Raw genomic sequence first — 12,718 nt, forward strand, 5'->3', positions numbered from 1 at the left:
CTTAGCACCTGCCGCACCCACCCGAATTTACGCCAGAATACGACCCTTTTCGCCACGTTTCGATCTCTCAGTGCACACGGAGCGCACACGAAAAAATGGCCACCTACACAAAGCTCTCATCCGGTTCCTGGCGTGTACAAGTCCGTCGCAAAGGTCGCTACGTCAGCGAGACCTTTCTGCGAAGAGACGACGCACGCCGCTGGGCGACCGAAACTGAACGCCAAGTCGATCGCGGCGAGACGCCGACCAAATCCCGCATAGCGCGCCTCAAGACGTTCGGCGAACTCATCGACCTTCATATCGACGACATGTGCGATGTAGGCAAGTCCCCTCGCCGCTCCAAGTCCGCGGCCCTCGCTATGCTGAAAAGACATCTCGGCAAGTGCAACATCGCGGCGCTCGATCGCGAGCGGCTTATTCGGTTCGGTCGTGAGCGAGCCGCGCAAGGTGCTGGCCCCATGACGCTCGGAATAGACATCGGCTTTATAAAACTTGTCCTATGTCATGCCGCGGCCGTCCATGGTCTACCGGTAAAGGTCGAACCAGTCGATCTTGCGCGTATCGCACTCAAGCACCTCGGCCTTGTCGGCAAGGGATGTGAGCGCGACAGGCGACCCACCCAGGACGAACTCGACAAGCTGATCGCTCACTTCGATTCGAACCCGCTTCAGTTAGCGCCGGTTGGCCGCATCATACGTTTCGCCGTTGCCACAGCGATGCGACAGGAGGAAATCTGCACGGCGCGCTGGTCCGACGTGGACAGTCGCACGCGCATGCTGCTCATCCGCGACAGGAAAGATCCTCGCAACAAGAAAGGCAACAATCAGCGCATACCGCTGTTCGCAGCAACTGGATACGATGCATGGACCATCGTCGAGGAGCAGCGCGCAAAGCGAAGCAATGACGATGATCGAATTTTCCCGTTCAATCATCGGTCGGTTGGCACCGCCTTTCGTCGTGGGTGCGCCGAGCTGGATATCAACGACCTTCATTTTCATGATTTGCGTCATGAAGGCACCAGCCGCTTGTTCGAAGCTGGTTTCACAATCGAGCAGGTAGCTTTGGTCACAGGTCATAAGGATTGGAAGATGCTGCGACGCTACACACATCTAAAGCCCGAGATGCTTCATACCCTTCACGCTGCAACGGCCGCATAGTCGAAGCCCGAGCCGCAGCAACAGGGTGCAGGCCCGGCTAGCACAACTGATAAAGACCGGCGCGCCGCGGTGCAGGGACGGTGTAGTTGCCAAACGGCTCGACGGTCCTACAGGCCACGCGAACGGGCGCTGGTCAAGGTGAAACGCCTGCGATTGCGTGGTCGGCGGCTTCCGCTACCTGAACGGCAAACGGCAGGTCGGTTCGCTGCTGGTCGGGGTCTGTGACGATCGCGGCTTGCTCAGCCATGTCGGCTTCACCTCGACTGTCGCCAATCCCAAGCGCGGCGCTGACGGACAAGCTCGAACGGCCGCGTGGCGGATCCGGCTTCCACCGGCAAGGCGCCAGGCGGCCAAGCCGCTGCAGCACCGCGCGCAGCGGCCACTGGCAACCGTTGAAGCCGGAACTTGTCGTCGAAGTGCGTTTTGACCAAGTCACTGGCGAGCGCTTCCGGCACGGAACGAGGCTCGTGCGCTGGCGGCCCGAAAAGGCACCACGCCAATGCACCTTCGAGCAGATCGAGTAAACTGAGCCGCGAGTCTCAAGGACGGATATTCAATCATACTTTGAACGCGAACAAGGCCGCGTCCGCATCCTCCTTGCCGGCGATCGAAGTCGAAACAAGCTCCGACGCTATCTGCGAAAAGGTGATACCGTTACCGCCATAGCCCATCACCGCATGGACGCGTGGGTGCTGAGGCAAAGTGCCGATGATAGGAAGCCCGGTCGCCGTCGAGCCGAAGGACCCAGTCCAGGCAAATTCCACGGCCGCGTCTATCTTGGGAAAGACTTGCACCAGCTTCTTCGCCAGGACGGTTGCCTTTCTCGATATCAGGGCATTTCGCTTTTGCTCGTCGGTGAAGTCTTCGTCTTCGCCGCCGCAGATCACCCTACCATCCGCCGTCGTGCGAAAATAGAGATACGGGTCGGAAGCCTCCCAGACCATGGCGGCGCGCGGCCAGATTTTCCGCGGTTGAGGCGGCGTCGCGATCGCCCAGGTCGAGATAATGCTATGGGCCTGCGCAGGCACGCAATCAAGAAGTTCGTAGCCTGTCGTCAGGACGAGATGGCGCGCGCGGATCGCCGGGCCTTGACTCGTCGCGACCGTCACCCCTGAGCGATCGTCTTCGATCGCCCTCGCCTCCGCTGGAGCGTAGCAACGTGCCTTGCGCTGCAAGGCTTGGAGGAGCAAGCCAGAAGTCAGCTTTCGCGGATCGAGCGCCAAATTGTCTTGGCTCAGAATGGCGCCAGCACGATCGATCCCGAATTCGGCCCGGAGCATTTCGCGCGGCAGATAGGATGCGCCGATCCCGGCATGCTTGCGCGCCTCGGCCTCCATGCGCAAATCCGACGCGCCGAGCACAGTACCTGCCAGATAGAGCGACGGGCTGCTTGCCGCTCGACATCGGATGTCGAGTTCGGCGATCCTGCCTTGCAAATTGACGAGCGCAAGACGTGAACGCCGCCATGCCTGTCGGGCGGCCTCGACACCGAGCATCCTGGACAACTTGATCAGCGGCTGGTCAATTTCGAATTGCACCAGTGCCGTTGTCGCGGCAGTCGAGCCTTTCAGTGGTCCTCGGCGGTCGATGCACACAACAGAAAGTCCATTCCTCGTCAGCGCCTCGGCCATCATCGCACCGCTTATGCCCATGCCGACGACCAGCACATCGGTTTTGATGTCCCGAGTAAGCCGGCCGGTGGGCACCGACGGCGAACGATATGCGGACCAGACAGGCGTCCCGCTTCTGAGGTCCAGCTTGCGCGGCATGAAAACTCCCCGTTGCCATCATAAGCCGCTTTACCGCCTGCCGGTTCCATTCCATCGTCGGGCACCGGTTCCGACCTCGACAAGATCAAGACCTGTCACGCCGGCTTGCTAAGGCGATTCATTTGCTGCTTCCGGCTAACTGCCCGAATGATTTCATTACGAGCCGGAGCTGATCACGCCGACCGAGGAAGGCATTCTCGCCCGCCACATCGCCGACCGGCAATACAAGCCGTTCGACTTTTCACCGCCACCTCGCCAACAGGCAGGTTTATCGGCTTCGGCCTTCGCAAAGATTATGAGCGCCGCGGCCGGCGCGCGCTGGGAGCGCGAAACGATGGAGGCACGATGGAGGTCGAGCCGAGGTTTACCTATCTAATGGCCAGCCCTGCGGGGAATGAGTTCCTTGTACCCCGGCGCGCCGATCCGCGCCGGGACCTTGCGCGATGGTCAGAGCTTCACAGCGCTCTCTCTTGCCCACACCCGCAGCTTGCGGCAGGTCTCTAAAAAGGTCCGAGCCGAGCGATCCGCGGTGAGCCCTATAAGCCCCTCATCCGCATCGGGCGCGACACCGGCGATCGCCAGCAGCGGCTTTGCACCTTCGACGAAGCCGATGAACTTCAGATGAGCGAAAGCGTCGGACACGAAATCCCTGGCGGCCGCGTCCTTGGCGAGCAGCTCGGCGCCTTGCTCGGAGACGAGCAGCACCACCGCGTCAAACAGGACGGAAGGTCCGCCGTCGACCATATGCTTGGCTTCGATCCAGCTGCCGTCGGCGGCTTCGGCGCCACCGACACGCATAGCCACGATCTCTACTGTCGCCCCTTCCGCCTTCGCGGCCTTTTGTATCGCCTTTAGCAGGCCCGCGTCCGCGCCGTCGCTGACCAGCACGCCGATCTTGCGGCCCTTGAAGCTGTCCGGGCCGTTGTTGATGATGCTGAGCGCCGGCGAGGGTTCGAGGTCGTCGCGCGGCGCCACGGCCGCATCGGCCGGCTTCGGCATCTTCCTGATGCCAAGCTTGTCCGCAACCTTGCTCGCCAGCGTTTCGTCGATGTTGAGAAGGTGGGCGACCATGCGTTCGCGGATGACCGGCGTTTCGACCTTGCTCAGTTCGAACGTAAGCGCCATGGCGATGTGGCGTTGCTCCGGCTCGGTCTGGCTGCGGAAAAACTGCCGCGCCTGGCTGTAGTGGTCGGCAAAACTTTCGGCGCGCAGCCTGACCTTCTGGCCTTCCTCGGCGTCTGCAAATGAGCGGAAGCCGCGCTTGGGCGATTCACGCGGCCCCTCGCCCCAGGAGTTCGGCTCGTAGTTGGCGCGGCCGGCCGGATTGCGCATCGCCATGTGCCCGTCCTGCTGGAAATGGTGGAAGGGACATTTCGGCGCATTGATCGGAAGATGCGTGAAGTTGGGGCTGCCGAGACGTTTCAGCTGTGTGTCCAGATAAGAAAAGTTGCGCCCCTGCAGCAACGGATCGTTTGAGAAGTCGATGCCCGGCGGCACGTTCTGCGTCATGAACGCGACTTGCTCGGTCTCGGCGAAGAAGTTTTCCGGCATGCGGTCGAGAACCAGCCGCCCGACAGGGATGGGTTCGATGATCTCCTCAGGAATGAGCTTGGTCGCATCGAGGATGTCGAAATCGAAACTGTCGGCGAAATCCTGATCGAAGAGCTGCACGCACAACTCCCACTCCGGGAAGTCACCGGACTGGATGGCGTTCCACAGGTCACGGCGATGGAAATCAGGATCGGCGCCATTGATCTTCACCGCTTCGTTCCAGACCACCGACTGCATGCCGAGCTTCGGCTTCCAGATGAACTTGACGAAAGTCGACTCGTCGTCCGCGTTGACGAGGCGAAAGGTATGGACGCCGAACCCTTGCATGAAACGGAAGGAGCGCGGGATTGCGCGATCGGACATGACCCACATGATCATGTGCATTGATTCCGGCGTGAGGGAAATAAAGTCCCAGAAGTTGTCGTGGGCGGACTGCGCTTGCGGAAAAGCCCGGTCCGGCTCCTCCTTCACAGCATGGACCATGTCCGGAAACCTGATCGCATCTTGAATGAAGAACACAGGGATGTTGTTGCCGACGAGGTCCCAGTTGCCTTCCGTCGTGTAAAGCTTGACGGCGAAGCCGCGAACGTCGCGGGCCAAATCGGATGACCCCTTGCTGCCGGCGACCGTCGAAAAACGCACGAAGGCCGGCGTCTTCTCGCCGGGCCGCTGAAAGATGTCGGCCTTGGTGTATTTCGCGAGCGACTCGTAGGTCTCGAAATATCCATGCGCCCCGTAGCCGCGGGCATGAACCACGCGCTCGGGAATGCGCTCATGATCGAAATGGAACATCTTTTCGCGGAAATGAAAATCCTCGATCAGCGTCGGGCCGCGTTCGCCGGCCTTCAATGTATTGTGGTCATCCGAGACCGGCGCGCCCAGCGCTGTCGTCAACACCTCGGAACCGGCTTCAGCCACCTGGTGCAGTTCCCCGCCATTGCCGCGAACGAGTTCCTGATCGTGGATTTTGGCAGTCGTCTTGGCGTCGGCCGGGGTAGCTTTCCGAGGCATATGCGTCTCCTGGGTGTTACGGGGCTGATAGAACCGAACCCGCGGCCGGGCGTATTGTTCCAGGAGGGTCGCTTCTGTCTCGACCGGCCTGTTTCGCGTTTTGCATCGGACGGCCGGCCTAGCGAGAAATACGTCGACCTGAAGACATCTGCCTTGCGACGCAGCCAGTGCGGTATTGGATCGGCAACCAGGCCGCGTACTGCATCTTGCATTGATCCGCTCCGGCGAACTCGGTCCGAACAAATGCGCATGACCGTCGTTTCTATAACGTCCGCGTAACGAACTGATCGAGTTGGAATTGCATGACGTCGCTTCGGCGGGCGTTTCCTGCTTCGCAGCGCTATCGCAGCAGCCAGCTCTCTTGGGAGTTCCAGGATTCGGGATGGCGCGTCCTCTGGCTCCAAGACACCCAACGCGCCCAACCTCGTTCGAGGTTTATTTCGCGGAAGGATAAGTCTTTCGGTCAAAACGCTTAGCGCGTCAGCACTTTCGCGCCCTACACCGTCCCGGCCACCATATCAGGCTGATTGGAAGTCGACCTTGAGAGATGCGCCCACCGCGTTCTGCTCGACCGTTTCCTCGACGGTGCAAAATTTTAACCGAGAGGTGGACGCCATCAACTCCGTTAAGTCCAAATTCGGCAACGACGCGATAGAGCGGCGAAGCTATTGCTTCCGTCAAGTGCAAAGCCGGTGCACCTGGCAGGTTCTCGGCCGCCTCTGACCGTCCCTCGATTTCCCATTGCTTGGTCGAGAACTCGACGCCTGCCTTGTCATAGGCGCAAAAACTGGCCTTGTCGCTGATTGGAATGTCGGCGCCGAGTTCAAGCGCCGGCGTCGCCACATAAAACATCTCGTTACTGCGTTGAAGTTGAAGGCGGCGACCGATCCCTCGCTTTCCGGAAACGTCGAGCCAGCGCAGGCCGAACTGAATGGGTCGGCTGCTGATAGAAAGCGTCCATCTGCCGGGTCACGTCAAAGCGCGCCGCCCCTGAACTTGCTGGTGCCCTGCTTGTAGGTGAAGCTGCTGCCGATGCCGTCGAGCAGTTCCAGCGTTGCGCCGGGGATGAAGGCGACCTGGTCGACCGCCTCGACGTCGTCGAGATACTGCGCCCTCTGCCCCCCGAACCGGTGTTACCCGAGGTCGCCGTCAAAGCGTATATGGTCGTGTCGCCACATGCTTCGCAAATGACACGGAGCTGCTATTAGGGCGCGAGGCCCCGCGATTGCAGATAGTGCACGGTGATGGTGAGCCGCGCCTGATTGCCGATCGAATTGGACGCGATCTGGTTGTAGACGTGATTGGCGAATGGGATGCGCGCCATCTCGATGTCAATTCCCCCAGCTCTGGCGGCATCGACAAAGTTATAGACGCCATCAGAGACCACAAGGCCATCCTTTTCAGGCTCGATTACAAGCGTGGCTGGAGCCTTATCAGATATGTAGGTGGCCGAGCTGATCGCCTTGATGCGCTCGGGGAACTGCTCAGGCGTCCCGCCAATATAGCCCATCATGAGCATCTGGGGCTCGAATCCCGGGACAGGGAAGCCGCGCTCGTATGTCGCGACAGGATCAACCGCTGGATACTGTACAACGACTGCCTTGGGCACGGGGACCGGCCCGCATTTTGACACCGCCGTTCCGAGCGCGGCGCTGTAGGCAAGGTTCACTGCGAGATTGCCGCCCGCAGAGTCGCCGAGGAGAACGATGCGTTCTGGATCGCCGCCCAAGCTCGTGGCATTCGCATAGACCCAGGCGAGGCCGCAGGCGACGTCGGCGGGTGCCTTGTCCCAGGTAGGGACGTCGGGCTTGAAAAGCCGATAATCGATGCTCACCACCACCCACCGTGATCGGCGACCCACCGCAGGTCGGCGGCGGTCTTGGTGGGAGTGCCGATCATGAAGCCGCCGCCGTGAATATAGACGTAGACCGGCGCGCCCAAGACATGCCGAGCTGGGAGATAGATTGCCGCATCGAGGCTCTGTCCGTCAACTATTGCGACTGTCACGGTCCTATCTGGAGGCGGCTCGTCGATCTTGCCGAGCACCAGTCCGGCGATGGGGTTGACCGATCCTCCACTCGAAGTGGCTGCGGCCATGATGCTGCCAACGATGAAGGAGGATGCGAGCAGCGACATTGTGGAAACAAAGACCGCGACGCGACCAAGCCACAGCGGGCCCCATCGCCAACCCGAAAGAGCGAGCAGTGTGGCCAAAAGCGCGAGCAATGTGAAATGTGGACCGAACGTGGGCCACAGCGACGACGCGGTCGTCGCGGCGTAGCTACTGGTGGGGTCGAGTGCCGCGCCGATGGCAAGTGCCAGCACAAGGGCGGACACGACGATCGCCACAAGACTCAGCACGCCGAGTAGCCAGTGCATCAGGCGTCTCCCTCTTTTCGCCCGACACTAGAGCAACTGCCGACGATAGTAACCTTGGTGGCCGGGGCCGAGCGGCGTGATGCCCTCATTTAATCTCCTTACACCGGAGCCATTGGACACCTGGTGTCATTCAAGACGTGAAGCGGCTGATGCAACTTGGGCATCCGCGTGGCCGCTCTAACGTATTCCGCAAGTCCGTTCAGCGCGTGGGGCTTTTGAAGATCGACTGACAGTGGAAAGTGGCGAGCTATCGGCCGCGCCATTTATGAGTTCACGGCCTGGTTGGCCTGAGGACGAACGTGAAGGCGGAACGAACTGGTCCGGCTAGCCGAGCCGCCGGCCATCAGACGATGGAGATGATAAGCCGACCTATTCGGCGTGCGGCGCTATCGCTCCATCCCAGGTTGGCCGCGGGACGGCACGCGACCCGCAGCCGACATTTGCATGATATCCTTCAGCGGGTCGTCACCAACCGCGGCTAGGCGCCGACGGATGGTGGCCCGCCTCACCGTATCAGATCGCTCGCCGAACCGCCGATTTGGCTGCATCTCCGGTATTACTGGGCTGTGCAAACCGGCTGAGCAAATCGGTTGCGATGTGGCGCGAAACCGCCTGTGAAAACAAAAACCCCTGTCCGAGTTCGCACCCGATTTGGCCAAGGAGATCCGCCTGGGCTTCATCCTCGATCCCTTCCGCAACCACCCTTATGCCCAGCTTTCGAGCGATGTTGACGAGGCCTTCGACGATCGCCAGGCTTGGTCCTCCGTCGACGAGCGTGTCGATGAAAGACTTGTCGATCTTGATAACGTCTACGGGCACGTTCAGTAGATGTGTCAGTGAAGCGAAGCCTGTTCCGAAGTCATCTAGCGCTATGCGCAGGCCGTGATTGCGGAGTTCCATGATCTCTTTCGCTACAACAGGATCTCGACGACCGAGGTAAACCGACTCCGTGACCTCCAGGACAATGTGTTTCAACGGCACGCCCATGCGCCCGAAAGCGCCTTCCAGCCGCTGAAAAAGGGTTCCGCTATGGAAATCCGCCGACGCGATGTTCAGCCCAACGTGTTGGATGGCAATGCCTTGCTCAAGCCATGAGCGCACGTCCATTGCAACACGTGCCATCATCTGTTCGGTCAGATGCGAGGCTACGGCAACGTCCGATGTGGCTTCTTGGAAAGCGGCCGCGGGGAGGATTTCTCCGTCCGGCTTGCGCAGCCGACACAGAGCTTCCACACCGACGATCGCACGGGTGTCAAGCCTTAGTATCGGCTGGTAGAACGCGTCAACGCGCCCGGCCCGCAATGCTGCATCGACATCGCGAATAACCTCAATGCGGGACTCAATGGCGGTTCCCATCCCGTGCCAGTAGCGCACAAAACTGCCAGGCGCGTTTTCCTTCGCGTGATAGAGGGCAAAGTCAGCGTGCTGGAGCACTTGTGCAGCTTGACTGTGAGCACTCGAGAGAACTGCGCCTCCTATGGTCGCGCGCGGCAAGATTACATGTCCCGAGCAATCCACTGTTCGGCGAAGGTCATTCAAAATCGAGCTCGCGACATCATCCGGGACACGGCCCGACTCTGTGCTATGCAGGATTACGGCGAATTCATCCCCGCCCATGCGAAATACCCGGTCAGGTGCGACGCTTGTCGCGATACGCGCCGCAACCTTCTGCAGTAGCGAGTCCCCTATCGCGTGACCGAACGTGTCGTTTATGGCCTTGAGGTTATCGAGATCGACGATGAGTATCGCCCATGCACCAGGTTGGGTGCAGGACAAGCGCTCCAGAGCTATGTCCAGGCTGGCGCGGTTCGGCAGGTCGGTGAGAGCGTCGACGTAAGCGCCTCGTTCACGTTCGACGACCTTCTGGTGGCGCTCAAGAGCTATAGCGCACAGCGCCGTGCAGGAGGCGACCACCTCTTGCTCCTGGGCAGATGGGCCACGGCTCTCAGGAAAATAGAGCGCGAAGGTGCCGAGCACGGCGCCAGTGGCGTCGCAGATCGGGCTTGACCAGCATGCGTGCAGTCCCAGCGCCAGAACATGATCCCTGAAACCCTCCCATCGAGGGTCGGTTGCAATGTCCGTGGCGGCAACCGGTTCGGCGAGATAGGCCGCGCTTCCGCAAGCACCGACGAGCGGCCCGGTCATCAAGCCATCAAGCATTGCCAGATAGCTGTCAGGAAAGGACGAGCCTGCGAGTGGATGCAGCAGCCCACTGCGATCGACCCGCAACACAGAGCACCAGATACCTGGCAGCATCTTCTCGATTTGGCGGCACAGCCGATGGGTCGTCGCTTCGAGCGACTCGCCTCTCGCAATCATTTCAAGGATGCTGTTTTGAAGACGCAGCATGCTACCTCGATCCGTTCGTTCGACATGACCCACACGGACATGGTAAGCGAGTGGCTTTATGGAATTGCAGCGCAGAGGTTTAGTATTGCTGTGCGGCAGCTTAACAAAGACTGAACTCCGAAACCCTCGAATTTATCGGAACTGCTGGTCGCAAATGGATTCCAAAACCGTCCAAACACCGTTCTTTGGCGCCACCCCGGTCACCCCCTTCAAGTGACGCGCCAAGCGATTTCGATCGCGCACTCCGCTGAATCCTTCTTGTCGATCACCGGTTGATAACGGCTGGCGCAGGGATTTAATCGATGACCGGGGCTCGAGACAACACCATGGGAGCGCCACGAAGCCACGCAGCCGCTCTCTCAAAGGCGAAGAGACAGACGTCAAGCACGTCGTTGAAAGCCACGCAGTTTCAGAAAGCCAAACGCGCCACCTCATCCGCCGCCACGGCAATGACTTACGCAAGTTCGCAGAGGCCGTGAAATCCTTGAAGGAAACGCATCGTTGCGAAGCCTGGCGCGGCCGTTACCCTCGCTCCCCGGCGTATTGCGCCACGGTTAGGCGGCTCGCAACAACGCCTTAAGCGGCGCTCCCAAAACTTCTGCCGAGGCGGATCGTGATCTCGGTCGGGCACCGTACTCCTATCTTGAAAAGAGCAAGCACCCTCAGGGCTACCTGTTCGCGATCTGGACTGTCAGGAGCTATCCCGCTTTTTTGGCAGTATTTCTCGATTACAGCAGAAAGCAGGGCGATATCCTGAGGCGCGAGGTAGTCTTGCGAGTACATTAAGGCTGTCCTTGCCACGGGGCGGATGTCGCGGCTGAAGCGCGTTGCCAGCGGACAATGGTGCTATAGGCGTTATGTTGGCTATCGCTTTTGACATACCAACGAGCAAAGCTCCGCTGCCGGTCGGGGAGACTATCGCCGTTCTAACCTCGTGATAGACCGCGCCGATCCGCGGTCGTGGCAGCAGCGTTCGCCTCGGCTTCGAGTTGATCGACCTTCGTCTTTATCCGGTCTGGATCTTCATGCTCCAGCCCAACGACGTCGTTTCGCGTCTCTTTGAGGGACACAATGATTTCGTCGAGTTTGGCGTGGATTGCGGCTGTGTCGCGGTAGCCCTGTATCAAGACCACGCCCGTGATGATGATGGCCGCGACCGAAAGGACATACGTGACAGCGTTGGTCAATCCAAAGGGCACGAGCAGCGTGCACGCCAGCATCGCAACGACCACGGCATAAAACCCGGGAGGTCGCGAGAGGAAGTCAGCGCTTCGAAAGAGAAAATTGTTCATAGCTATCACAGAGCCCCGCTTGCGAGCATCAGCAATCACAAATGACATGATCGGTGCGTATGCCAACTATGGCAGGAGCATCGGGCATCTGAAAAGTGTTGGCATTATCCTATCGGGTGTTGGGTCAATACGGCGTAGGAAAGTCCCAGAAGCAAGATCAGGACGCCCCCTCCTACGAGCAGGCTGATTGCGATCCAAAGCCGCCTTGACCTCGAGTTACTGCTCACTTGTTGCTGCACCGGTTCGTACCGCTAGCGGCGAAGGCCAAAGAAACTCAAGACTGCAAGGACCACGACGACTAGGCCGACGATGTAAATGATGCTGTGCATGCTTGATCTCCTGCAGACCCGATCAGGATGCCCGCCATCCGTGTTCGAAGCGGACTGGCGGGCATCTTGACGCTTTGACACATCCAGCGAGAAGGGACTTAGTCGCCGGACAGCCATCAATGTGGCTTGGCGCCTTTCGTTGCACCAATCAGACTATTACGCTCTTGGCCGGGACTTTGGTCGGAGTTGCGTCTGACGAGGCCGATGCACAAGCGGGCAGAGCACTGATTGAAGCGACACTTCCGCCACGGGATGGAATTTCAGGTCATCGCACGACTTGGAACCAAATCCTCAAGACGAAGTTGGGAGGGCGCTACGGGAACTTTGAGATGCTCCTTGCCTTGAACGATGCAATCTCCTCGACCGTTATGGCCGGCAGAGCGACAAAGGTCGAAATCTTCGGAGTAATTGATCTGAACAGTAAGGCCGAAATCAGGATCGGGGCTATCAGCCTGGGGGAAGCAATCCAGTTCGTCGCAAACGCGTCAGTGCTCGGCTACGATGTTCGCGGTGCAATGGTCCGGTGCGAGTTGCCGGGAAGGCCGAGCCTGAGAAAGTGGGATTGCGACCGGTTATGGACGCAATATGGCCGGGCCCTGCTCCAAGCGTAAATCCTCTGCTCAGATCGACCAGAGACCTCGTCTTAGCCTCGTGATTATGGCCGGCGCTTGTAATCCAACGGGCCGCTAAGCAAAACGCGCCTCACCTCGGCGAACATTCCTTCCAAGCTTGAACACGGCACAGACCGCCCCAAGAGTGATCAAGAATCTAAGCATGCTTCTGCTCCGGTATGCGACGCGAGGAAGCGTCAATGGCTCCGCTTGGTTGCGACGTTTTCCAAAACGGTAGCCCGCGCCCCTCGGCGAGGACGCGGGCCGGTG

At 59.8% G+C, this 12,718-nt stretch carries 9 protein-coding genes and 1 pseudogene; 3 read left to right on the forward strand and 7 right to left on the reverse strand.

From position 1 onward, the window contains the following. Window positions 1-95 precede the first annotated feature (95 nt). Window positions 96-1,157: a site-specific integrase gene (locus FJ988_RS07085; protein ID WP_140816030.1), complete on the forward strand. Its 1,062-nt coding sequence runs from the start codon at window positions 96-98 to the stop codon at window positions 1,155-1,157. Window positions 1,158-1,233: 76 nt separating this feature from the next. Next, window positions 1,234-1,681 (forward strand): annotated as a pseudogene (locus tag FJ988_RS31125) (ATP-dependent DNA ligase); the annotation flags it as partial. 33 nt (window positions 1,682-1,714) lie between these two features. On the opposite strand, the gene FJ988_RS07095 reads toward FJ988_RS31125, so the two are convergent. The 7 genes from FJ988_RS07095 to FJ988_RS07130 form a co-directional block, all read right to left on the reverse strand. Next, entirely contained in the window at window positions 1,715-2,926 is a 1,212-nt protein-coding gene (locus FJ988_RS07095; RefSeq protein ID WP_140816031.1) for an FAD-binding oxidoreductase, read from the reverse strand. A 447-nt stretch (window positions 2,927-3,373) separates the two neighbouring features. After that, window positions 3,374-5,488: a catalase gene (locus FJ988_RS07100; RefSeq protein WP_140816032.1), complete on the reverse strand. Its 2,115-nt coding sequence runs from the start codon at window positions 5,486-5,488 to the stop codon at window positions 3,374-3,376. Window positions 5,489-5,968: 480 nt separating this feature from the next. After that, entirely contained in the window at window positions 5,969-6,340 is a 372-nt protein-coding gene (locus tag FJ988_RS07105) for a hypothetical protein (RefSeq protein WP_140816033.1), read from the reverse strand. Window positions 6,341-6,692: 352 nt separating this feature from the next. Further along, window positions 6,693-7,322, reverse strand: coding sequence for an alpha/beta hydrolase (locus tag FJ988_RS07110; RefSeq protein WP_181183446.1), 630 nt, complete (start codon window positions 7,320-7,322; stop codon window positions 6,693-6,695). Further along, window positions 7,319-7,867, reverse strand: coding sequence for a hypothetical protein (locus FJ988_RS07115; RefSeq protein ID WP_140816035.1), 549 nt, complete (start codon window positions 7,865-7,867; stop codon window positions 7,319-7,321). Before FJ988_RS07115 ends, FJ988_RS07110 begins: the two co-directional genes overlap by 4 nt. Before the next feature lie 513 nt (window positions 7,868-8,380). After that, complete coding sequence (locus FJ988_RS07120) at window positions 8,381-10,216, reverse strand: EAL domain-containing protein (RefSeq protein WP_140816036.1); 1,836 nt, start codon at window positions 10,214-10,216, stop codon at window positions 8,381-8,383. A gap of 926 nt (window positions 10,217-11,142) precedes the next feature. Further along, window positions 11,143-11,508, reverse strand: a complete 366-nt coding sequence (locus tag FJ988_RS07130) for a low affinity iron permease family protein (protein WP_140816037.1) — start codon at window positions 11,506-11,508, stop codon at window positions 11,143-11,145. Between the two features lie 448 nt (window positions 11,509-11,956). Here FJ988_RS07130 and FJ988_RS31130 point away from each other — a divergent pair, with 448 nt between their 5' ends. Beyond that, a complete protein-coding gene (locus tag FJ988_RS31130) occupies window positions 11,957-12,448 on the forward strand; it encodes a hypothetical protein (protein WP_246688454.1) in 492 nt (163 codons plus the stop codon). The last annotated feature ends 270 nt before the right edge of the window (window positions 12,449-12,718 follow it).

The sequence above is a fragment of the Mesorhizobium sp. CU3 genome (assembly GCF_006442965.1).
Lineage (GTDB): Bacteria > Pseudomonadota > Alphaproteobacteria > Rhizobiales > Rhizobiaceae > Mesorhizobium.